General features: G+C 73.4%; 20 protein-coding genes. 13 read left to right on the plus strand and 7 right to left on the minus strand.

From position 1 onward, the window contains the following. Positions 1-725: TerD family protein (locus JXZ78_RS37820; protein ID WP_238783656.1), on the minus strand; the 725-nt coding region annotated here is incomplete at its 3' end. 258 nt (positions 726-983) lie between these two features. On the opposite strand from JXZ78_RS37820, the gene JXZ78_RS37825 reads away from it, so the two are divergent. The 4 genes from JXZ78_RS37825 (at position 984) to JXZ78_RS37840 (ending at position 3917) form a co-directional block, all read left to right on the plus strand. Further along, the gene (locus JXZ78_RS37825; RefSeq protein WP_030023679.1) at positions 984-1445 is read left to right on the plus strand and encodes a DUF6643 family protein; all 462 of its coding nucleotides are present in this window, start codon (positions 984-986) and stop codon (positions 1443-1445) included. A 91-nt stretch (positions 1446-1536) separates the two neighbouring features. Continuing rightward, positions 1537-2376, plus strand: a complete 840-nt coding sequence (locus tag JXZ78_RS37830; RefSeq protein ID WP_030023677.1) for an MOSC domain-containing protein — start codon at positions 1537-1539, stop codon at positions 2374-2376. Positions 2377-2622: 246 nt separating this feature from the next. Further along, complete coding sequence (locus JXZ78_RS37835) at positions 2623-3465, plus strand: MEDS domain-containing protein (RefSeq protein ID WP_238783657.1); 843 nt, start codon at positions 2623-2625, stop codon at positions 3463-3465. Positions 3466-3503: 38 nt separating this feature from the next. After that, positions 3504-3917: an ATP-binding protein gene (locus JXZ78_RS37840; RefSeq protein WP_033039524.1), complete on the plus strand. Its 414-nt coding sequence runs from the start codon at positions 3504-3506 to the stop codon at positions 3915-3917. Positions 3918-4004: 87 nt separating this feature from the next. Here the strand turns inward: JXZ78_RS37840 and JXZ78_RS37845 are convergent, their stop codons facing one another. Beyond that, entirely contained in the window at positions 4005-4745 is a 741-nt protein-coding gene (locus JXZ78_RS37845; RefSeq protein ID WP_030023673.1) for a CBS domain-containing protein, read from the minus strand. Between the two features lie 263 nt (positions 4746-5008). On the opposite strand from JXZ78_RS37845, the gene JXZ78_RS37850 reads away from it, so the two are divergent. Together JXZ78_RS37850 and JXZ78_RS37855 are read left to right on the plus strand one after the other, a co-directional pair. Then, positions 5009-5614 carry an Rv1733c family protein gene (locus JXZ78_RS37850; protein ID WP_033039510.1) on the plus strand — a complete coding sequence of 202 codons (606 nt, stop codon included), beginning with the start codon at positions 5009-5011 and terminating at the stop codon, positions 5612-5614. A gap of 258 nt (positions 5615-5872) precedes the next feature. Next, positions 5873-8332 carry a right-handed parallel beta-helix repeat-containing protein gene (locus JXZ78_RS37855; protein WP_030023669.1) on the plus strand — a complete coding sequence of 820 codons (2460 nt, stop codon included), beginning with the start codon at positions 5873-5875 and terminating at the stop codon, positions 8330-8332. 7 nt (positions 8333-8339) lie between these two features. Here the strand turns inward: JXZ78_RS37855 and JXZ78_RS37860 are convergent, their stop codons facing one another. Beyond that, positions 8340-10844 carry a hypothetical protein gene (locus JXZ78_RS37860; protein ID WP_372498482.1) on the minus strand — a complete coding sequence of 835 codons (2505 nt, stop codon included), beginning with the start codon at positions 10842-10844 and terminating at the stop codon, positions 8340-8342. A gap of 231 nt (positions 10845-11075) precedes the next feature. On the opposite strand from JXZ78_RS37860, the gene JXZ78_RS37865 reads away from it, so the two are divergent. Continuing rightward, positions 11076-11921, plus strand: coding sequence for a DeoR/GlpR family DNA-binding transcription regulator (locus JXZ78_RS37865; RefSeq protein ID WP_030023667.1), 846 nt, complete (start codon positions 11076-11078; stop codon positions 11919-11921). Positions 11922-11953: 32 nt separating this feature from the next. Here the strand turns inward: JXZ78_RS37865 and JXZ78_RS37870 are convergent, their stop codons facing one another. Then, positions 11954-13111: a PLP-dependent cysteine synthase family protein gene (locus JXZ78_RS37870; protein ID WP_030023666.1), complete on the minus strand. Its 1158-nt coding sequence runs from the start codon at positions 13109-13111 to the stop codon at positions 11954-11956. A 244-nt stretch (positions 13112-13355) separates the two neighbouring features. Here JXZ78_RS37870 and JXZ78_RS37875 point away from each other — a divergent pair, with 244 nt between their 5' ends. Continuing rightward, positions 13356-13646: a hypothetical protein gene (locus JXZ78_RS37875; protein WP_030023665.1), complete on the plus strand. Its 291-nt coding sequence runs from the start codon at positions 13356-13358 to the stop codon at positions 13644-13646. A gap of 172 nt (positions 13647-13818) precedes the next feature. Further along, on the plus strand, positions 13819-14367 hold the full coding sequence (locus JXZ78_RS37880; RefSeq protein ID WP_078624591.1) for an ATP-binding protein: 549 nt from the start codon (positions 13819-13821) through the stop codon (positions 14365-14367). 109 nt (positions 14368-14476) lie between these two features. Here the strand turns inward: JXZ78_RS37880 and JXZ78_RS37885 are convergent, their stop codons facing one another. Further along, a complete protein-coding gene (locus JXZ78_RS37885; RefSeq protein ID WP_372498483.1) occupies positions 14477-14623 on the minus strand; it encodes a hypothetical protein in 147 nt (48 codons plus the stop codon). A 65-nt stretch (positions 14624-14688) separates the two neighbouring features. Here JXZ78_RS37885 and JXZ78_RS37890 point away from each other — a divergent pair, with 65 nt between their 5' ends. The 4 genes from JXZ78_RS37890 to JXZ78_RS37905 all read left to right on the plus strand — a co-directional run bounded on the left by JXZ78_RS37890 (position 14689) and on the right by JXZ78_RS37905 (position 17872). Then, complete coding sequence (locus JXZ78_RS37890) at positions 14689-15270, plus strand: TetR/AcrR family transcriptional regulator (RefSeq protein ID WP_030023659.1); 582 nt, start codon at positions 14689-14691, stop codon at positions 15268-15270. A gap of 122 nt (positions 15271-15392) precedes the next feature. Then, on the plus strand, positions 15393-15977 hold the full coding sequence (locus JXZ78_RS37895) for a DUF4865 family protein (RefSeq protein WP_030023658.1): 585 nt from the start codon (positions 15393-15395) through the stop codon (positions 15975-15977). Beyond that, positions 15974-16999, plus strand: coding sequence for a phosphotriesterase family protein (locus tag JXZ78_RS37900; RefSeq protein WP_372498484.1), 1026 nt, complete (start codon positions 15974-15976; stop codon positions 16997-16999). Before JXZ78_RS37895 ends, JXZ78_RS37900 begins: the two co-directional genes overlap by 4 nt. A gap of 132 nt (positions 17000-17131) precedes the next feature. Then, entirely contained in the window at positions 17132-17872 is a 741-nt protein-coding gene (locus JXZ78_RS37905; protein ID WP_030023654.1) for an aspartate/glutamate racemase family protein, read from the plus strand. On the opposite strand, the gene JXZ78_RS37910 is transcribed toward JXZ78_RS37905, so the two are convergent. Together JXZ78_RS37910 and JXZ78_RS37915 are read right to left on the minus strand one after the other, a co-directional pair. Next, the gene (locus JXZ78_RS37910; RefSeq protein WP_030023652.1) at positions 17862-19271 is read right to left on the minus strand and encodes a lamin tail domain-containing protein; all 1410 of its coding nucleotides are present in this window, start codon (positions 19269-19271) and stop codon (positions 17862-17864) included. The genes JXZ78_RS37905 and JXZ78_RS37910 overlap by 11 nt on opposite strands. Positions 19272-20310: 1039 nt before the next feature. Continuing rightward, positions 20311-21555, minus strand: a complete 1245-nt coding sequence (locus JXZ78_RS37915) for an ROK family protein (RefSeq protein WP_033039504.1) — start codon at positions 21553-21555, stop codon at positions 20311-20313. Between the last annotated feature and the right edge of the window lie 305 nt (positions 21556-21860).

The raw sequence follows: 21860 nt of genomic DNA on the forward strand, positions 1-21860 counted from the left end.
GACAGGCTCACGGGCGGGGCGGGGGCGGGCACCGGGGGCGCGCCGTACGGCTGGGCGGGCGGGGCCGGGGGCGGCGGGTACGCGCCGTACTGCTGGGCGGGCGGGGCGGTGGGGGCTGCCGGAGGGGCTGCGGCGGGCGGGGCCGGAGCGGCAGCCGGGGCCGGGGCGGCGGCCGGGGCCGGGGCGGCGGCCGGGGGCTCCTCTTCCACACTGATGCCGAAGTCCGTGGCCAGCCCGGCCAGCCCGGTGGCGTACCCCTGGCCGACCGCACGGAACTTCCAGGCGCCCTGCCGCCGGTAGAGTTCCCCCAGGACGAAGGCGGTCTCGGCGGTGGCGTCCTGACTGTCGAAGCGGGCCAGTTCGGCGCCGCTGCCAGCGTCGAGCACCCGGATGTGCAGTCCGGCCACCTGCCCGAAGGCGCCCCCGTCGGCCGAGGCGGCGAGCACCACCTTCTCCACGGCGGGCTCCAGCCGGGCCAGGTCGACGGACAGGGTGTCGGTGGCGGAGTCCCCGGCGGACCGTTTGCCCTCGTGGCGGACGGCGCCCGAGGCGTGCGCGGGCTGGTTGTAGAAGACGAGGTCCGCGTCGTCACGGACCTTTCCCGCGGCGGCCAGCAGCAGCGCGGACGCGTCCACGTCCGGGGTGCCGGGGCCGGTGCGCCATCCCAGTTCCAGCCGTACCGACGTGGCCGGTACCGCGACGTTGCTCCCCTTGGGCATCGGCATCGTGGCGCCTCTCTCTCGCTTCGCTCGCCGGGCTCCGGTGCGGTGCCCCTCCTGCACGGTGGCAGGTTCCAACCTACTTGCCGAAAAATGTCCGCCGTTCATCTGATGTGGACACGGCCTTTACACGATCCCTACGGGCGTTCGCGACCGATTTTGCCAAGTTCGCTCACATTGTGGACCGCAGGCTTCACACGACACGTGAAACAACCCTCTTTCCAGGCTCCCCAACCGGCACATCGTGGGCTTAACTTATGAGGTATGACCTCCCCCCGCTCTACCTACGGCGGCGGCTACTACGCTTCGCCGTCCTTCCCGGACACCCCGATCTACGACTCCCTCGTCGCCGAGCGCGGCACCCCGCAGATTGCCCCGATCCGGGTCGAGTTGCCCTATGACACGGGCTCGTCGTACATGCCGGCCCTCCCGTCGGCACTGCCCGCCCTTCCCGCCGCCCCCTCCCAGCCGTATTCCGGCCAGGGGCATCAGGGTGCCGCGGCCCAGCCGGCCGCCCCGCTGCAGAGCACCCCGGCGCCGTACATCCCGCAGCAGGCGGGCTCTCGCGGCTACCCCGCCCAGCAGCAACAGCCCCAGCGCCCGGCCGGCAACGGCGGCACGGGCTACGACGCGATGCGCCCGGCCGGCCCGGTCGCCCCGCGCCCCGCGCCGTCCCCGTACGACGATCCGTACGGCGGCCGTCAGCAGTATCCGCGCGGGTACTGACCGGACGGGCCGTACGCGGGCGGGGAACCGGTCCTGCACGACCGGGCGGCACCGATGCCGGGGCCGCCGCGGGGCCTGGCAGGATGAGGGCATGCCGAACCCTTTCCTCCAGGCCATCCACCGGTATCCGGTCAAGTCCGTGGCGGGGTCGGGACCCGGCGAGGCGGTCGTGGAACCGTGGGGGCTCGCCGGGGACCGTCGCTGGATGCTGGTCGACAGCGAGCTCCGGTTCATCTCGCAGCGCGCCCGGCCCCGGCTGGCCACGGCCGCCGCGGCGGAACTCCCGGACGGCGGCGTGCGGCTGACGGCGCCGGACATGCCGCCGCTGACCGTCGGGGTACCGGAGCCCGGGGCGACGGTCACGGTCAAGGTGTGGGTGGACAAGGTCGAGGCGGTGCCCGCGTCCGGCGCCGCCGCCGAGTGGTTCAGCACCTACCTGGGCGCCCCCGTGCGACTGGTGCACCTGGACGAGCCGGCCCGGCGGCGCCCCACCGACCCGGCCTACGCACGGCCGGGTGAGACCGTCAGCTTCGCCGACGGTTTCCCCCTGCACCTCACCACCACCGCCTCGCTCGACGCCCTCAACGCGCTGGTCGCCCAGGGCGACCACGCCCAGGAGGGCCCCCTGCCGATGAACCGCTTCCGCCCCAACGTCGTGGTGGACGGCACCGCGCCCTGGGACGAGGACGCGTGGCAGCGGATCCGTATCGGCGAGGTCGTCTTCCGCGTGGTGAAGCCGTGCGGCCGCTGCCTGATGACCATCACCGACCAGCGGACCGGGCAGCGCGGCAAAGAGCCGCTGCGCACCCTGGCCCGCCACCGCCGCGTCGGCAACCAGCTCCTCTTCGGCCAGAACCTGATCCCGGAGGGCACCGGCACCCTGCGCGTCGGCGACCCCTTCGAGGTGCTCACCCGCCGTCCGGACGCCTGAGCCCCGCCCGTCTCCGCGCCGCGGCCCCGCCCGTCTCCGCACCCCACGCCCTGCCCGGCGGGCGCCTGACGCCCCGTCCGCACCGGCGCACGCCTCGGGCGCGGAGCGCGCGGCCGCATTGCGGGCGCGTGTCCGGCTGCCTACAGTGAGCGCACGGCGATACCGACAGCGGGAGCCGTGGGGAGTGTCTAGGTGCCGATGCCGACCTGGGAACCGCCCGGAGACCATCTCATTCCGGTGCAGCACATGCGTCCCGGGGACCACGCCTTTGTGAGCTACGACGACGACGAGGTGCGCTGGGAGGTCATGACCGCCTTCGTACGGCTCGGACTCGCCCAGGGCGAGAAGGTCGTGCTCTTCCCCGACCCGTGGCTTCCGGAGGCCGAGGTGCTGGCCCGGCTCGACTACACCGGCCGCAGCACCGAGGCGGCCCGCAAACAGGGACAGTTGGTGCTGAGCAGCATGCGCGGGCTGATCCGCCCGGACCTCCGGTTCACGCCCGAGCGGCAGCTCGGGCGGCTGCACACGGCGACGGCGCGGGCCGCCGCCGAGGGGTTCACCGGCCTGCGGGCCTTCATCGACATGCGGTGGGTGCCCGATTTGAATGCCGATGTGCGGGTGATGATGCACCGGGAGACGCATGCGGACGCGCTGTTCGACGGCCGTCCGTACAGCGAGATCTGCGCCTACGACCGCCGCTGGTTCAGCCGCGAGGTGCTGCACGCGATGGACCGGGCCCATCCGCGCAGCCTCCTGGAACGGCTCGGCAGCCTGCGGTCGGTGCGCGGCGGGGACGGCAGTGTGCACTTCATCGGCGACGCGGACACCACCGCCCGCCGGCCTTTCAGCACCGCGCTGGAGCTGGCCCTGTCCGGCAGCGCGGGCACCCGCCGGCTCACCGTCGACCTGACGCGGCTGCACCTGCTGTCGGTGGGCTGCGCCACCGCGCTGCTCGCGCTGGCCGACCGGGCCACCGGTCACGAGCTGGTCGAGGTCCGCTGCGACCGCGTACACGCCCGCACACTGCACCGGCTCGGCGCGGGCTCGGTGCCCCGGCTGGCCATGACGGAGGTGATACGGCCGTGCTGACCCCGGACCCGGCCACGTCCGCGGACGGGCCGGTCGACATGAGGACCGCCACCTGCCTGCTGCGGCGCCGCTTCACCGCGCGGCTGCTGCCGCAGCTGCGGCTTCTGGTGGAGGAGTGCGCCCTGCGGGAGGGCCTGGCGGAACCGCGGCGCGGAGAGTTCGTGCTCGCCGTGGACGAGATCGCGGGCAACGCCGTGGAGCACGCGGGCGGCTCGGGCCGCCTGGTACTGCGGCGCATCGGTGACGAACTGGAGTGCCGTATCAGCGACTCGGGCCCGGGGTTCAGCGAAACGGTGATTCCCGAACTGCTGCCGGGGCTCGACGGAGCACACCACGGGCGCGGGCTGTGGCTCGCGCGCCTGGTGGCGGACCGGTTCGCGGTCCGGCCGGGCGACACGGAGGTGTCCGGTGCGCGGGGGGCCGAGGTCACCCTGGCGGTACGGGTGCGGTGACACGCGCGGGCGGGACGACGGGCAGGCACTGCTGTCCCGCCCGTACCACCAGTCCCGCCCGTCCTTCCGGCCTGCTGTGCCCCCGCCTCAGCACCCCCCTTCCTCCGGGGCCCTCAACCACTCCTGTGCCCGGTCGCGCACGGTCTGCTCGCCGTGCTGTTCGGCGGCGTCGTGGTGCTCGTACTCCAGCTGGTCCACCACCGCGACCACCCCGTCGACGCGCCCCGCCAGCCGCAGCGCCATCGGCACCTCGCTGCTGCGCCCCAGCCGCCCCGACAGCGTGACCACGCCCGCCCGTACGGTCACGCCGAGCGCGCCGGGCTTGAGTCCGAGGGTGCGCACCAGCACCTCGGTGATCAGCTCCTCGCGGATCTCCTCGTCCGGGCGCAGGAAGACCTTCAGGAGGTCGCTGCGGGTCACCAGCCCGCACAGCCGGCCCTCCGCGTCGACGACCGGCAGCCGGTCCAGCTTCCCGGTCACCATCAGCCGGGCGGCCTCGGTGACGGTCTGGTGGGGGCCGATCGTCACCGGCGGCGAGGTCATCAGCTCGCCCGCCCGCAGGCCGCGCTTCCTGGCCCGGTCCGCGCGGGCCCTGCCGGTCAGCCGGCGCCGGTTGTACCAGCGGTTCTGCAGCATGTCCTGGGCGGCCTGGCGGTACATCAGGTCCGTCTCGGAGATGACGCCCACGACCTTGCCGTCACCGTCGACGACGGGCAGGCCCGTCTTGCGGTGCCGGCTCAGCAGACTGGCCACTTCCCTGAACGACGTGGTGTGCCGGGCCTTGACGACCTCGGTGTTCATGAGCCGGCCGACCTGTCGGTGATCCATCGCGGGACCTCCCTCACGCAGGGATACAGTGTCGGCCGCCGCCGGGTACGGCTGAAGGCCGCGCACGCGGCGATACGGTGCGTGTGCCGCAGGTGAGGGAGCCCCGTGCGGGCTCCGTGCCGTACGCGCTCCGGTGCCCCCGTCCGCCCCGCCCGGTCGCCCGGCCGCACGGCACACCGCCGGTGATTTTCCCCACCGTTCGCCCCGTCCGTGCATGACACGCGCCGGACGAGGTACCTGCGGACCCGGAGAGGGGGCACGACGTGCTACGAGTCATCGCGGGGCTGTGGCGCTGGCGGCGCAACCCGCTGCGCCGGACCACCGACCTCCTGGAGGCGTGGGTGGCGCTGGCCGCCATCCTGGTGATCGTGCTGGGCGGCGGCTTCGCCGGGCTAGCCGCGGGCAGCGCCGCCCATGAAGCGCTGCAACGCTCCGTGCGGATCCAGGCGCAGCAGCGGCACCAGGTCTGGGCGACGCCGGACCGGGCCGCCGCGCGCCCGTCCGCGGCCACCGACCCCGAGGCCGCCGCAGGCCGGGAGACGCACCGCCGGGTGGACGCCCACTGGACCGCGCCGGACGGCAGCGAGCACAGCGGCCCGGTCGCCGCGCCGGGTGCCGTGCGGGCGGGCGAGCGGTTCCGGATCTGGACCGACGCGCAGGGCCGGGTGGTGACGCGGCCGCTGGACGCGAGCACGGCCCGGGCCCACGCGGTGCTCGCGGGGCTCGGTGCCGCGGCCCTCGTGGGAGCCGTGACCGTGGGCGGCCGGCAGCTGGTGACACGCCGGATGCTGAACACGCGTCACCGGCGCTGGGAACGGGAGTGGGAGCGCGTGGGCCAGGACTGGGGGCGGGCCGGAGCGGGCAGCTGACCAGGGGCCGCGGGCCGCGGAAGGGACCGCGGCACGGTCCCTGAAAAGGCTGCCGGACGCCCGTACGGTGGGGGCGCCCGCGTCGTGCACGAACTCCCGCGCATACAGGCTGACCATGTCATCCGGCGCCCGCCGGGCGCGCTACGGTGGAGCGGCCAGCCTCCCGGCTGGGGGTCCCGGGCACACGTACGCGGACATACGCGGACGTACAACTGCCGGGCCGGTAACAGCCGCACGAGGTGGGGGCACGACAGCGCCATGGCACAGGGCTCGGTCCAGGTGACGCACACGGGCACATCGCGGTGGCGGCGCCGCACGGGTGAATACAGCTCGCTGGCCGCGGCCCTGGAAGCCGCCGGGGACGGTGACGTGCTGACCGTGAGCGCCGGTACGTACCGCGAGAACCTCGTGCTGCTGCGCGCGGTGACGCTGCGCGGTCCCGAGGGGGCGCGCGGGTCGGTGCGGATCGCGCCCGCCGACGGTGTCGCGCTGACCGTACGGGCCTCCGCGACGGTCCAGGACCTCCAGGTGGAGGGGCAGGACTCGACGGCGCCCGCGATCCTGGTGGAGGACGGCGCGCCGGAGCTGGACGGGCTGCGGGTGGTGACGCGTTCGGCGTCCGGCATCGAGGTGCGCGGCGGTGCGCGCCCGACCGTACGCCGCTGCACGGTCGACAATCCGGGCGGTGTGGGCATCAGTGTGCTGGACGGTGCCGGCGGGATCTTCGAGGAGTGCGAGGTGGTGGCCGCCGGGCAGTCCGGGATCGCGGTGCGCGGCGGCGCGCACCCGCGGCTGGAGAACTGCCGGGTGCGCAACGCCTCCGGCGCGGGCCTGTCGGTCGACGGCGAGGGCAGCGGCGTGGAGGCGTTCGGCTGCGAGCTGTACGAGATCAAGGGTGCGGGGGTGCAGGTCGCCTCGCGGGCGAGCGGCCAGCTGACCGACTGCTCGGTGCACCGGACCTCGGCCGACGGCATCACCCTGGACACCGACGCGGTGCTCACGCTCGCCGACTGCGACATCCACGACATCCCGGAGAACGCCGTGGACCTGCGGTCCCGGTCGGTGCTGACGCTGACCCGCAGCACGGTGCGGCGCTTCGGCCGCAACGGGCTGTCCGTGTGGGACCCGGGCACCCGGGTGGACGCCAACCAGTGCGAGATCCACGACAGTACGGGCGACTACCCGGCGGTGTGGGTCAGCGACGGCGCGACCGCCGTCCTGGACTCGACGCGGGTGCACGACGTGCCGGACGCGCTGTTCGTGCTGGACCGGGGCTCGCGCGCGGACGTGGTGGACTCCGACCTGTCCCAGGTGCGCAACACGGCGGTGTCGGTGAGCGACGGCGCGACCGTGCAGCTCGACGACTGCCGCATCCGGGAGGCGGCGACCGGCGCGTGGTTCCGCGACCACGGCAGCGGCGGCACGCTCGCCAACTGCACCATCGACGCGGCGCAGACCGGCGTGATCGTGACCAAGGGCGCCGATCCCACCGTCGAGCGCTGCGTGGTCAGCTCCCCGGCCGAGGCGGGTTTCTACGTCTCGGCGGAGGGCCGCGGTACGTTCAACGGCTGCCGGGTGACCGGAAGTTCCGGGTACGGGTTCCACGTCATCGACGGCTGCCGTACGACGCTGACGCACTGCCGCACCGAGCGGTGCGCGCGCGGCGGGTACGAGTTCGCGGACAGCGCCGCCGCTCACGGCGAGGGGTACGCGGGCGGACCGGCCGTACGGGACTGCACCAGCGACGAGAGCCGGGCGGCCGGGGAACCGGCGGTGCCGGCCCCTGCGGTACGGGCGCCGGCCGGCGTACCGGTGACGCAGTCGGCCGGGCTGCTCGGTGCCGTACCGGCGCAGACCGTCCTCCCGGCGCCGCCCGCACCGGAGCCCGCCGGGGCCTCCGCGGCGAGCCGGCCCTCCGAGGAGGTGCTCGGCGAACTGGACAAGCTGGTCGGCCTGGAGAGCGTCAAGCGCGAAGTACGCAGTCTGATCAACATGATCGAGGTGGGCCGCCGGCGGCAGGAGGCCGGTCTCAAGGCCGCCTCCGTCCGCCGCCACCTGGTCTTCACCGGCTCCCCCGGCACCGGCAAGACCACGGTCGCGCGGCTCTACGGCGAGATCCTGGCGGCGCTGGACGTGCTGGAGCGCGGACACCTGGTGGAGGTGTCCCGGGTGGACCTGGTCGGCGAGCACATCGGGTCCACGGCGATCCGTACGCAGGAGGCGTTCGACCGGGCGCGCGGCGGGGTGCTCTTCATCGACGAGGCGTACGCGCTCTCGCCGGAGGACTCCGGGCGGGACTTCGGGCGCGAGGCGATCGACACGCTGGTGAAGCTGATGGAGGACCACCGGGAGGCGGTGGTGGTGATCGTGGCCGGGTACACGGCCGAGATGGAGCGCTTCCTGGCCGTCAACCCGGGCGTGGCGTCCCGCTTCTCACGGACCATCACCTTCGGCGACTACGCGCCGGACGATCTGCTGCGGATCGTCGAGCAGCAGGGCGAGGAGCACGAGTACCGGCTGGCCGAGGGGGCGGGCGAGGCGCTGCTGAAGTACTTCACCGCGCTCCCCAAGGGGCCTTCGTTCGGCAACGGGCGGACCGCCCGGCAGACGTTCGAGTCGATGGTCGAGCGGCACGCGGGCCGGGTCGCCCTGCTGACCGACCCGGACACCGACGCCCTCACGCTGCTGTACGCGGAGGATCTGCCCGACCTGCCCTGACGTTGCGTCAGCAGCCGCCGCCCGTCCCGGTGGTCTCGCGCTGACGCGGTACGCCCGCCCCGAGCCGGGCGATCAGTACGGCACGGGTCTCCTCGAACACCGGATCGGACTGGTAGTCACCGTGCCCCAGGATCTGCGCGGGCAGCGGGTGCTGGAGGGTCCGCCCGAAGGCCAGCGGATCGCGCAGCGGCCCGAGGTCGATGTCCGGGCCGTCCGCGCAGGTGAGCCGCACGGGGCCGCCGATGGGGTCGGTCAGCCGCCAGAGGTTGCGCCAGTCGTCCATCTCCCGGTGCAGCCCGGTCAGCGCCTCCGGCCCGAAGCAGGCGGGGAACCACCGCCCGTACAGGCGCTCCAGGGGCGAGCCGTAGGTGAGCAGCGCGACCCGGCTGCGGGTGACCAGGTCGAGCTGCCAGACGGCCGCCGCCGCCAGCACACTGCCCTGGGAGTGGCCGGAGATGACCAGGCGGCCGTCGTTGTTCTCGGTCCAGGTGGCCATCCGCCACGTCAGGTCGGGGACGGCGCGCTCGGCGTAGCAGGGCGGCGCGAAGGGGTGTGCCGCGCGCGGCCAGAACGTGCCGACGTCCCACAGGATGCCGACGGTACGGCGGGTGGAGCGGTCGCGGTAGGCCCGCCAGCCCATGACGGCGAGCAGCAGGACGCCGGCGCCCATCAGCCAGGAGCCGAGCGACTCCGCCGTCGCCGCGGCCGTGTGCACCAGCAGCGGCGTCTGCTCCGTGGCGCGTCCCGGCGCCCGGTCGGTGAGCCAGGCACCGGCCACGGCGCCCGCGCCCAGCACCAGCGTGACCAGGCAGACCGCGCCGATCAGGACCGGGGCGGAGTCCGTGAGCCCGGCCCGTGCGATGGTTCCGGCGATCCGGCGTACCCGCTGCTCGTCGGGGCGCTCCTGCTTGTCGTACAAACCCGGGATGTCCGGTTCCACCTTGCGGCGCACCAGCAGCATCTGGACCCCGGCCAGGACGGCGAAGGCCGCGACGACCACCAGGAGCACCGGGAGCACCGACGCCTGCCAGGACAGCACGACGGCCGGTCCGGCGATCGGGGCGTCCGGCCGGCCGGGGGTCGCGCCGCCGTCCATCCAGTCGGCCAGCCGCTGGGCCGCTCCACCGGTGAGCACACCGCCCAGCGCGCACCCCAGCAGGGCGACGGCCGCGCCGTGGAATCCTTTCAGCGCGGCGCGTCCGTCGCCGTGCCCGTGGCGGCGTGCGGCGTTCTGCAGGAAGCCCGCGGTGACGACGAGGCCGAGCACCAGCAGGCCCTGGAAGACGGCGATGCCGCCGAAGGCGCCGCTGCCGGGCAGCCGGTCGCCGCTGACCCAGCCGGGCCGGGACCAGGCCGTATGGACGGCGGCCAGGACGAGGGCGACGAGCGCGGCGAACGGCAGCACCTTGACCACGAAACGGTCGCGGTGCTCGTCCGGTTCGGCCTCGCAGCGCGCGGTACGGCAGACGACCCAGACGGTGAGCGCCGCCAGCACCAGGACCAGCGCGAGCAGGACCCGGCCGAGGAAGGACAGCGCCCCGCCGTGCCCCGTACGCCGGTCGAAGTCCAGCCCGGCCACGAGCAGCGCGGTGGCGATGGTCAGCAGTCCGGCCGCGGTGTGCGCGGCGCGCAGCCGGGCCACCACCCGGCGGCCGTACCAGAAGCCGCGGCGGGTCAGCGCCGGGCGCTGGGCGGGCGGGACGTCACGGGAGGTGCCGGGGCGCCGCGGCGGCGGCGAGGCGGACTCGTACGCGCTCCACGTACGGCGGGAGAGCCACCACAGGAAGCCGACGAGCAGCAGCGGCATCAACGCGGCGATCACGACGCGGCGGCCGGGCCCGCTCCAGGTGCCGCCCTTCTCGGGGCTCATGAAGCCCATCCAGGACTTCCCGGCCGCGCAGGCGGCGCTGCCCGCACACTGCCAGGCGGTCAGGTCCAGGGCCACTTCGCAGGCCGCGGCGACCAGCAGGACGGTGAGGCTGAGGGCGAGAAGGCGGACGAGGACGTCGTACACGCGGTGCCCCTTGTGGTGCGAGGGGGCGGCGGGGCGCATCCAGTGGGCGAGGTTGGCGACCATGAAGGGCAGCAGGATCAGCCACAGGGCGCGGGCTCCGTTGCCGGAGGTGAGGTTGCACCAGCAGTACGCCTCGCGGATCGGTTCGGCGCGGTAGTCGTCGGGGCGCTGTTCGGCGTCGGCGTCGACGGCCCTGCGGTACACGGCGGCGGTGTCGTCGCCGGTGATCAGGACGGTGCGCGGGTCGCCCAGCATCCGCTCGGGAGTCGTGCCGCCGACGCCGTGCACGAGCAGTTCCAGGGCGAGTTGCCGCTCGCCGGGTGGTGCGCCGGGAGGGGCGGTGCCCGGAGCGGTGTCCGGACCGTCGCCGTCCGGGACGGTGCCCGAACCGTGCCCGTCCGGGACGGTGCCCGGTTCGTCCGGGGAGCCGTCCGGCTCCTCCGGTGCGGCGTCCGGACGGTCCGGTGCCGTTCGGTGCGTGTCGCGTGCGCTGTCCACTGGTCTGTCCCCCGATGCCGTACGTGCCGGTCGGCGCCGCACGGTACCCGGCGGCGCCTTCCACTGTCATGTCATGCTCAACAGACGCCCGCGGCTCCGGGCGCCCGCCCCGCGCCTGCCTTCTTCCCGGTTCCGCGGGCGCACACCCCACCCCGGCGGGGCGGATGCGCCCGGCGCCGCGTGCGAGGATGTGTGCGCAACGGCAGCTGGGCGGAGAAGGGACAGGCCGGGGTGAGCGACAATCAGAACCTGCTCGCGGAGCAGCGGCGCGCTCTGATCCTCGACGAGGTCAGACGGCGCGGCGGCGTCCGCGTGAACGAGCTGACCCGCAGGCTCAACGTCTCGGACATGACGGTCCGGCGCGACCTGGACGCCCTCGCCCGGCAGGGCATGGTCGAGAAGGTGCACGGCGGCGCGGTCCCGGTCAGCGAGCCGAGCAGCCACGAGCCGGGCTTCGAGGCCAAGTCGGGGCTGGAGCTGAGCGCCAAGGAGGACATCGCCAAGGCGGCGGCCCGGATGGCCGCGCCGGGCGGCGCCATCGCCCTGGCGGGCGGCACCACCGCGTTCGCGCTGGCCCAGCAGCTGCTGGAGGTGCCGGACCTGACGGTCGTCACCAACTCCGTACGGGTCGCCGACGTGTTCTACAACGCGCAGCGGGCGGCGGCCGGCGGCAGCCAGGCGCCCCGGGCGGGCGCCGCGACCGTGGTGCTGACCGGCGGGGTCCGTACGCCCTCGGACACCCTGGTGGGCCCGGTGGCGGACGCCGCGATCCGCTCCCTCCACTTCGACGTGCTCTTCCTCGGGGTGCACGGCATATCGGTGGAAGCCGGACTGTCCACGCCCAACCTGGCCGAGGCGGAGACCAACCGCCACTTCGTCCGCTCCGCCCGCCGGGTCGTGGTGGTGGCCGACCACACCAAGTGGGGCACCGTGGGGCTCAGTTCCTTCGCCTCGCTGGAGGACGTGGACGTCCTGGTGACCGACCGCGGCCTGTCGGCGCAGGCCCGTACGGAGATCGCGGAACTGCCGCCGGAGCTGGTCGTCGCGGGCGAGCCGGGCGACGGTACGGACCTCTGAGGGGCCGGGGCGCCCCGGCGTGCCCCAGCGACTCAGCCCGGCCAGCTGCCGGTCTCCAGGAACCTGTCGATCGTCGCCGCGTACGGCGCGATGTCCAGCCCCTGCTCCGCCAGCCAGCTGTCCGAGTAGTACTTGTCCAGGTAGCGGTCGCCCGGGTCGCAGAGCAGGGTGACGACGGAGCCGGTGCGCCCCGCGGCGACCATCTCCGCGACGATCTTCAGCGCGCTCCACAGGCCGGTACCCGTCGAGCCGCCCGCCTTGCGGCCGATGGCCCGCTCCAGGGCCCGTACGGCCGCCACGCTCGCCGCGTCCGGGACCTTCATCATCCGGTCGACGGCGCCGGGCACGAAGCTGGGCTCCATGCGCGGCCGCCCGATGCCCTCGATGCGGGAGGCGGTGGCGCAGTCCGTCTTCGCGTCGCCGGTGCGCCAGCCGTCGAAGAAGCAGGAGTTCTCCGGGTCGGGCACGCAGATGCGGGTGTCGTACTGCATGTAGTGCACATAGCGGGCGATGGTCGCCGAGGTGCCGCCGGTACCGGCCGTGGCGACGATCCAGGCGGGCTCCGGGTACCGCTCCAGGCGGAGCTGCTGGTAGATCGACTCGGCGATGTTGTTGTTGCCCCGCCAGTCCGTCGCCCGTTCGGCGTAGGTGAACTGGTCCATGTAGTGGCCGCCGGACTCGGCGGCGAGCCGGGCGGAGACCGCGTAGACGGTCCGCGGGTCGTCCACGAGGTGGCAGGTGCCGCCGTGGAACTCGATCAGCCGGGTCTTCTCCCGGCTGGTGGTGGCGGGCATCACCGCGATGAACGGCACACCGATCAGGCTCGCGAAGTACGCCTCGGAGACCGCGGTGGAGCCGCTGGAGGACTCGATGACGGGCTTGCCGGGCCGGATCCAGCCGTTGCACAGCCCGTAGAGGAACAGCGAACGGGCCAGCCGGTGCTTGAGGCTGCCGGTGGGGTGGGTCGACTCGTCCTTGAGGTACAGGTCGATGCCCCACTCCTCCGGCAGCGGGAAGCGCAGCAGATGGGTGTCGGCCGTCCGGTTGGCGTCCGCCTGCACCTTGCGGACGGCCTCCTTGAGCCAGCTCCGGTAGTCCGGATCGCTGCGGTCGACGTCCACGGTCGGCATGGGACAGCCGCTCCCGGACACCCGGTCGGCGGGGCTGTGTGATGACTGTGCGGTGCTCATGGCGCGCTCCCCGACGTCGTACGGAGCCCGCGCGGAACGCCGGGCCGGTTCCGACTATAACCACCCGCCACACGCTTCTCACCTGCATAAACAACCCTTTGAGCAACCCCAAGCAGCACCTGGGACCGCGCCGTGGGCGAGCTTTGGCCAAGGGGTACTGGTGCACACGGCACGACGCAGGCAGACTGCGCACCAAGGGGGCGGGTGGAGAGCGCACGCCCGACGTGCTGAGGAGGTGATCGCCATGGCGGAGCCCGAGTTCAACGCGACCGGGGTACGCATAGAGAAATGGCTGCTCCGGTCGCTCACCCGGGCGGGCCAGGTAGTGATCAAGGACGGCAGGCTGGCCCTGCTGACGAGTTACGGCACCGAGATAGACAGCGCGCCGGTGCAGGCCGTGCAGGCGCACAAACCCCTGTTCGCGGCCCGCGACCGGGCACTGGCGACCTTGAACGGACATCGTTACTCGCTGACGCTGGGCACCCCGGACCGCTTCCTCGACGCCGTACGCGCGGCACGCTCCGCGCGCGCTTGACAGGGTCTCTCGGGGGACGGTGCGGTTGCGGGAGCGCACTGGTGGGACGACCCTGGACTCGTATCACTGAGGGTTCACCAGCGGTGACACTGTGGTGGAAGTGCGGCATCGCTGGATCCGATCTTCGCCCCCGTCGTACGAGGGCGCCCGACCTCATCAGGGAGTCGCGGTCGTGATCAGGCAGCCCAGCAGACACTGCACGGTGGAGCTCCAGGCCCTTCCGGCCCGGATCGGCCAGGTGCGCAGAATCGTATCGGCACAGCTCCGGTACTGGCGTCTCGACGCCTTGATAGACCCGGCGGCGCTCGGCGTGACCGAGCTGCTGGCCAACGTGCACCAGCACGCCGTGCCCAGCAAGCAGTGCACCGTGGAACTGCTCGTCCTCCTGGACCAGCTGACGGTGTCGGTACGCGACCTGGACCCGCGGCTGCCCCGGGTACGGACGGCCGGAACCCTCGACACCGAGGGCCGCGGACTGTCGCTGATCGACGCGCTGAGCGAGAGCTGGGGGGTACGTCCGGACGGCGGCGGCAAGGTCGTCTGGTTCACGCTCCCCGCGCTCTCGCTCGCTCCGGAGGAAGCGGTGCGCCGTACTTCCGTGGGGCGCTCGTCGTGCGCCCGCGGCATGGCGGCACGCGAACCGTCGCTCACGTCGGCCGAACCGCCGCTGCGCACAGCGGTGGACACCCGGCCGCGGGTGCGGGGCGCCGGAGTCGCTTGAAGGGCCGGGGCGGGCGCGCGGCAGGCACGCCCACGGTGCACGGCGGTGGGCGCTGACAACGTACGGCGCTGAGCGCTGACGGCGCTGAGCGCCGACCGCCCCTGCCCGCTCACGCCGCTCCGCCCTCCGCCCCGGTGCCGAACCGTTCGTCCAGGACGGAGAGCCGGCGCCAGCACCCGTCCTCGCCGATCCCCCCGCTCGCGAAGCGCCGGGCGAGCAGGTCGATGGGCGACGGGTCGGCACGGCCTGCCGACACGGGACCGGCCCCGCCCCGGACGCTCGAAGTTGATCTCTGTAACTACTGGTATGTACAGTCGCCCCATGACCACCTCCGAACGGCTCGTCGAGAGCACCAGGGAGCTCCTCTGGGAGCGCGGCTTCACCGGCACCAGCCCGAAGGCGATCCTGCAGCGCGCCGGTGTCGGGCAAGGGAGCATGTACCACCACTTCACGGGCAAGTCCGACCTCGCGCTCGCCGCCATCCGCCGTACCGCCGAGGTCATGCGGGCCACCGCCGACACCGCCCTCTCCGGGGAGGGCAGCGCCTGCGACCGGGTGCGGGCCTACCTGCTGCGCGAGCGCGACGTGCTGCGCGGCTGCCCGGTGGGCCGGCTGACCATGGACCCGGACGTCATCGCCGACCCGGCGCTGCGGCAGCCCGTCTTCGAGACGCTCGACTGGCTGCGCGGCCGGATCGCCGGAATCCTCCGCGAGGGGTGCGAGCGCGGCGAGTTCGACGCGGGACTGGACCCGGAGGGGACCGCGGCCGCCGTCGTCGCCACCGTGCAGGGCGGCTACGTGCTGGCCCGCGCCGCCGAGTCGCCCGCCCCCTTCGACACCGCGGTGCGCGGCGTGCTCTCCCTGCTCGCGGCCCGCGCCACCGGCCCGGCGCCCACCGCCTGACGCCCCGTCACCGCGGTCACGCGCACCCGCATGCGCGCCCATATCCGCATGCGCACCGGAATGACCCGAGCGGGCCCCGTGAGCCCGCGCCCCACTCCTTCGCCCACCCACCCGGAGCACCCGTGCACGCCATGCAGTACACCGTCACCCTCCCCGCCGACTACGACATGGGCATCATCCGCGACCGGGTACGCACCCGGGGGCACCTCCTCGACACCTGCGCAGGGCTCGGGATCAAGGCGTACGGCGTCCGGGAACGCGGTGTCGACGGTTCGCCCGTCAATCAATACGCGCCGTTCTACCTCTGGGCCGACCCCCTGGCGATGAACCGTTTCCTGCTCGGTGACGGCTTCCGCGGCGTGATCCGCGACTTCGGCCGCCCGGAGGTACGGCACTGGACCGGCGTCCACCACGAGCGGGGGCCGTCCGCCGGAGCGGTGCCGCGCTCCTTCGTCCGCCGTACCCAGGCGCTCGCCGAGGCGACCGATCCGGCCACCGCCGTGGCGGAGGCGGTGGCCGGTCAGCGGCGGCTGGCCCGTACCGACGGGGTGCACACCACCGCGCTCGCGCTCGACCCCCGGCATTGGGAACTGGTGCACTTCACCCTCTGGGAAGGCACCGCGCCCGCGTCGGACGGGGAGCGCTTCGAGGTGTTGCACCTGTCCGCGCCGGGGGCCGGGCAGCTGCCGGCCGGGGCGCACTGGTGACCGCGCGGCCGGAACCCGCCGTCCGTACGGTGTCGGGAGACGTCGCCCCCACCTCGCTGGGCCTCTGCGACGCCCACGACCACCTGTTCCTGCGCAGCCCGCAACTGCCCGGCCAGGAACTCGACGACACCGGCGCGGCGGCGGCCGAGCTGCGGGCCTTCCGGGAGGCGGGCGGCGGCACGGTGATCCAGTGGACGCCGTACGGGATGGGGCGGCGCGCCGGTGAACTGCGGCGGCTCGCCGAGGAGTCGGGGGTGCGGATCGTCGCGGCGACGGGTCTGCACCAGGCGGCGCACTACGCGCCCGAGGTGCTGGAACGGGTAGGGGCGAAGGGCGGTGCGACCGGTTCCGGCGGGGGCTCGGCGGACCTGGCGGAGCTGTTCGTGGCGGAGCTGACGACGGGGATCGGGAGCCGGTCCGGTGATCGCGGTGACGGCCGTACCGGCGCGGCCGACGGTGCCGTCGCGCGCCCCCGGGCCGGGATGGTCAAAGTCGCCGGCGGCTTCCACGGCCTGGACGCGCACGCCCGGTACACCATGGCCGCGGCGGCCGAGGCCCACCACGCCACCGGCACCCCCATCGGCGTCCACCTGGAGCTGGGCACCGGGGCCCAGGACGTACTGGACCTGCTGTGCGGGAGGCTGGCGGTGCCGCCGCAGCGGGTCGTGCTGGGCCACCTCAACCGCTTCCCCGACCCGGTGACCCACCGGTCGGCCGCCGCTGCCGGGGCCTATCTGGCGTTCGACGGCCCGTCGCGGGCCCACCACGCCACGGACTGGCGGCTGCCCGACGCACTGGCCGCACTCGCCGACGCCGGGTACGGGGACCGGCTGCTCCTTGGCGGCGACACGACGACGGCGGCGGCCCGGTCGGTCAACGGCGGGCCCGGTATGCCTCATCTGCTGCGCCGCCTGCGGCCGCGGCTCGAACCCGCCCTGGGGGCCGAGCTGGTGCGGCGGATCTTCACGATGAATCCGGCCCGCGCGTTCGCGGTGGCGTGGGAGCGGGCGGGAGGCGCCTGAAGCCGCTGGGCGGGGGCCGCCTGAAGCCGGTGGGCGGGCGGTTCGAGCCGCTGAAGCCGGTGGGCGGACGGCCGTTGTCAGTGGGGCGGGTGACAATGGCGGCAGCGTGCACCGACGGCCACTGGAGGGACCGTGGACCACCTGGGCATCCTCGCGCACAGCGCCGAAGGGGCGGCGCTGTGCTTCCGGGCCTTCTGCCAGGAGGCGTCCGCCGAGCTGGGGGCGTACGACCATCCCGACGTGACGCTGGACTGCGTCAGCATGGCGCGGTCCATGCCCGCCTGGGAGGCCGGTGATCACCACTCGATACGGGCGACGCTCGCCGAGAGCCTCGCCCGCCTCGCCCGCGCCGGCGCGGACTACTTCGCCTGCCCGGACAACACCGCCCACCTGGCCCTCGAACTGCCCGGCGAGGAGCTGCCGCTGCCCGGCCTGCACATAGCCGAGGTGGTCGCCGAACGCGCCGCCCGTGACAGGCACCGGCGCGTCGGCGTCCTGGGCACCGCGTACACGATGGACGGTCCGCTCTACGGGCGCGCGCTGGGCTCCCGAGGCATCGCGGCCGACGTACCGGACGCGGACGACCGCCGTACCGTCCACCAGATCATCTTCGACGAGCTGGTGAACGGCGTCTTCTCCGAGCCCTCCCGCCAGGAGTACTTACGGATCATCGAGCGGCTGGCCGCACGCGGCTGCGACGCGGTCGCCCTCGTGTGTACGGAGATTCCGCTCCTCGTGACACCGGAGGTCTCGCCGCTGCCGGCACTGGACTCGACGCGGCTGCTGGCCCACGCGGCCTTCGAGACCGCCGTCGGCCGACGGGCCGTACCACGGTGGCGGGGAGGAGCGGTCGGTACCGACGTCAGCAGGTGATGCTGCCCTTGCGCAGTGCGTGGCCGTCGTCGTTGCTGTCGTCGGACCAGTAGACGGGCTTCGATCCGGCGACGCACTCGTCGGCGCCTGCCAAGGCGAAGCCTTCGTTGTTGTAGTCGGGCATGCCTGAGGGTCGGTTGTAGACGGCTTTGGGGGTGAAGGTGCCGGTGGGGGCGACCTGAAAAGTGCGGTGCTGCCCCTTGCAGGTGTCGTCGCAGACGGCCCACAGGCGGGCGGCCCCGGGCTCCCACTGCAGTTCCATGACGCCACTCATACCGCTGCGGAAGGACGCGACGCGGGTGAAGGCGCCGGAGTCCTCCAGGACGTAGCCGTAGATCATGCCGGAGCCCTCGACGCCGGTGAAGAACACGCCACCGCTGTGGGCGCCGTACCGTGCCGGTGCGTAGGCGGCGCCGGTGGCGGCGTCCTTGAAGGCGGTGCCCGTCAGGTAGGCGTCGGGGACCCAGGTGATGCCCTCGAAGCCGAGGTTGGAGCCGACGGGCGGCAGGTCGGAGGTGAGGTTCCACTCCTTGGCGGCGGCCAGGGTGGAGCCGGTGCCGGAGACCTCGTACTTCAGGACGGACAGCCGGCTGGTGCCGGAGGCATCGCCGTCACGCTCACTGGCGACGAACACACCGGCGGCGGCTCCGCCGCCGGTCACGGTCACGCCCTCGCTGTCGGGGCATCCGGAACCGCCGGGAAAGCGCAGGGCCTTGCCGGAGCCCCAGCCGCGGCCGGTGTCGGGTGTCCAGCCGCCGGATGCGTTGCGGACCAGGCGCCACAGCTTGCCGCTGTTCTGAGCGGCCCACAGGACATTGCCCTCCTGGTGGAGGCCGCTGAGGTCCTCGCCGAAGACGTCGGCGGCGTCGGCGTTCGTCACGGCGCCGCTGCCGGGCCACGCCGTCGGCGTGCTGCCGTTGCCACCACAGTTGTTGGCGGCGCCCAGGGTCACCCCGGCCGCCTTGAAGGCGCCGGTGCCGTCGGGACAGCGTGACCAGGACGGAGCGGAATGTTTGCTCCAGGAGAAGCTGTCGACCAGGGTCCTGCCGTCCGGCAGATACAGGCGGGCCTTGTCGTCCGGGCCCAGCCCGAATCGGTCGTGGACGTCGAAGGCCCGGAAGGCACCCGCGGCCAGTTCGGTCCCGGCAGCGATCGTGTACTTCGAACCGTCCTTGTCGTCCTTGAGGACCCAGCCCGAGATGTCGACCGTCGCGGTGCCCTTGTTGTACAGCTCGACCGAGTCCTCGACGCTCCCGGTGGTCACCACTTCGTTGATCCGGATGTCACCGGCCGGAGCCGCGTGAGCAGGGGCGACGACGGCCGTACCGGCCAGGACCGTCGCGGTGACGAGGAGAAGGGGGAAAGCACGGTGCCGGCGGCGCGTACGTAATGCGGTCACGGAGTCCGTCCAGAGGTCGCGGAGGAAGGGGCGGCACGACGGTCCGACGCGGACCGGACGGGACGCCTCCCGCCAGGCGGACGGCACATGAACGGAAGCTGAAGGATGGGCGGAAGGCACGGGCCGCAGACCGGGATTGACCGGCCGCCAGGCAGGGTGGGCAGGCGTCCGCCGCTGTCAGCGAAGAGGTCAACTTTGCAACAGCAATGATCTTCACAACGGTGCTTACCGCATGCGCGCGCCACCCCCCTTGCGTATGTGATTTACGCAACGGCTAGATCGGGAACTGACACTCGGTGCTACCCCGAAGTAAGCGCATCCCCGCAGGTCCGGAGCCCGGGACATACCCAAGTCACCGGCAGGGAAGCCCTGTACGGCCCGCCGTGCCGGGCCGGACTCCGGCATCACGGCACCCACTGGTGCCCAAGAGGGCTATGAGGACGGTCACACCGAGCTAATCTGATGCCTCACCTCCGGCCCTGCCGGACCGGCTCGCGGCTCCCGCGGGGTCGCGACGACATCGGCCCCGGACCGGAGGTGATACCCGATGGACTCGTGTCCGAAGGGGTGCTGCTGTACTCGCTGTTCGTGGGAGGGCTTTTTTCGGAAGGCGCGCTGGTGCAGCCCGCTGTACGCGGTGTTGAAATTCCTGCGTGAAACCTTTCAGCACTTCCACTGAGCAGCAGTAAGGCCCCGGCTGAACACCGGGGCCCCTGCAGCTGGGTCCTGCCTCCGCCGGTTGAGCGCCAAGGGGGCAGGGCCCTTCATGCCTGCGCGCCGCCCGGAGCCGCGGACCGTGGACTTCCCGGCCCCCGCCGCCGGACAGGCGGTTGATGCACCTATCTTGCCTTGCCCGGCGGGGCATTTCGAGCGGCGGGCACGCCCCAACTTGCGTGAGCGGCGACCAACCGAGTGTCATACGCACTGTTCAGACACCACCGCCGGACCCCTTGTGGCTCACATCACGTCCCTCGGGGGTGACATGGACCACAAGAGGTTTCGAGGAAAACCGTCGAACACGTGACGGTGTTCAGGCCGTTCAGACGGGGCCCGCTTCCCGGTCCTCCCCCTCCAGGACCACCAGGGGATCGTCCAGCACCGGCTGCCACGCCAGCTCCGCCGCGCCGACCAGGCTGTTGTGGTCGAGCGTGCACGGCAGGATCGGTACGCCGCCGCTGCGCCCCCACAGGCTGCGCTCGGCGACCACGGCCCGCAGCCGTTCCGGGTCGGCGCCCAGCAGTTCGCGGTGCAGGCCGCCGAGGATGATGCGGTCGGGGTTGAGGATGTTGACGAGTCCGGCGATGCCGAGGCCCAGCCGGTCGATCAGCAGGTCGGCGGCGGCCCGTACGGACGGGTCCTGGTACTCCTCGCGGAGCAGGTCGGTGGCCTGCCGGAGCAGCGAGCCCTCGGGGCCGGGTGTGCGGCCCGCGGCGCCGAGGAAGGCGAGCGGGTCCGCCTCGACGTCCAGGCAGCCGCGGCTGCCGCAGTGGCAGGGCGCGCCCTCCGGGTTGACGGTCAGGTGGCCGACCTCCAGGGCCAGGCCCGAACTGCCGCTGTGCAACCGGCCGTCCAGGACCAGCGCGCCGCCGACGCCCCGGTGCCCGGAGGCGATGCACAGCAGGTCGCGGGCGCCGCGTCCGGCGCCGTGCCGGTGTTCGGCCAGTGCGGCGAGGTTGACGTCGTTGCCGGTGAAGCCGACCGCGGTGGTGACCCCGGGGATGCCGGCCTCGGCGAGGGCGCGCCGGAAGAGACGGCGTACCGGAGCGCCCGAAGGCCAGGCCAGGTGGAGCGGGTTGAGCGCCTCGCCGTCGGGTTCGGCGACGGCCGACGGGATGGCGAGCGCGGCGCCCAGGCAGCGCCGTCCGGTCCGTTCGAGCAGCCCGGAGCCCGCCGCCACCGCTTCGGCCAGCACATGCGCCGGGTCGGCGGGGATCGTGCCGCAGCCGCTCACGGTGGCCACGATCCGGCCGCCGAGGCCGACCAGCGCGACGCGGTACCCGTCGGCGTGGATCTGTCCGGCGAGGACGACGGGGCCGTTCTCGTCCAGGAACAGCCGGTGGGAGGGGCGGCCTTGGGACCCGGCCGAGGAGGTCGGGCGGGAGTCGACGACGATCAGCCCGAGCGCTTCCAGCTCCGCCGCCACCGCGCCCGCGGTCGCCCGGGTCACGCCGAGTTCCGAGGTCAGGACGGCACGGGTGGGCGCGCGCCCGGTGTGTACGAGCTCCAGTGCGGGTCCGAGAGCGCTGCGGCCCCGCTCCAGCCTGGTTGTCCGAGTGTGGGTCACGTCCCCATTCTTGCTTTGTACCGGCAGTAAACAAAATACGGGCCACCCTTCCGCGCGGGAAGAGCGCGGGCCGCCCTCCGGGAAGCGCGGCGCGCATCCGGTTCGGCGGGCTCCGGCCCGTCCGGCCGGCCGTGTCCCGTACGCCTACCGCACGGCGCGTACGGGTGCGTACGCGGGAGTCGATACACCGATACCGGGTACCCGACCTGTCGGAAGGGACCGGATGCGGACCATGATTGACTGCTTGGTCACGGATTCGTCCAGGGCATCCGGCCGGCGGGCACCGGCGCGCGGGACGCGCGCCC

Source organism: Streptomyces monomycini (assembly GCF_022271435.1).
GTDB lineage: Bacteria > Actinomycetota > Actinomycetes > Streptomycetales > Streptomycetaceae > Streptomyces > Streptomyces monomycini.

What these genes read in the sequence shown, in the direction of transcription:
- JXZ78_RS37825 (WP_030023679.1), top strand. Translation starts at nt 984, where the DNA reads ATGACCTCCCCCCGCTCTACCTACGGCGGCGGCTACTACGCTTCGCCG.
- JXZ78_RS37830 (WP_030023677.1), top strand. Translation starts at nt 1,537, where the DNA reads ATGCCGAACCCTTTCCTCCAGGCCATCCACCGGTATCCGGTCAAGTCC.
- JXZ78_RS37835 (WP_238783657.1), top strand. Translation starts at nt 2,623, where the DNA reads ATGCGTCCCGGGGACCACGCCTTTGTGAGCTACGACGACGACGAGGTG.
- JXZ78_RS37840 (WP_033039524.1), top strand. Translation starts at nt 3,504, where the DNA reads ATGAGGACCGCCACCTGCCTGCTGCGGCGCCGCTTCACCGCGCGGCTG.
- JXZ78_RS37845 (WP_030023673.1), bottom strand. Translation starts at nt 4,745, where the DNA reads ATGGATCACCGACAGGTCGGCCGGCTCATGAACACCGAGGTCGTCAAG.
- JXZ78_RS37855 (WP_030023669.1), top strand. Translation starts at nt 5,873, where the DNA reads ATGGCACAGGGCTCGGTCCAGGTGACGCACACGGGCACATCGCGGTGG.
- JXZ78_RS37870 (WP_030023666.1), bottom strand. Translation starts at nt 13,111, where the DNA reads ATGAGCACCGCACAGTCATCACACAGCCCCGCCGACCGGGTGTCCGGG.
- JXZ78_RS37875 (WP_030023665.1), top strand. Translation starts at nt 13,356, where the DNA reads ATGGCGGAGCCCGAGTTCAACGCGACCGGGGTACGCATAGAGAAATGG.
- JXZ78_RS37890 (WP_030023659.1), top strand. Translation starts at nt 14,689, where the DNA reads ATGACCACCTCCGAACGGCTCGTCGAGAGCACCAGGGAGCTCCTCTGG.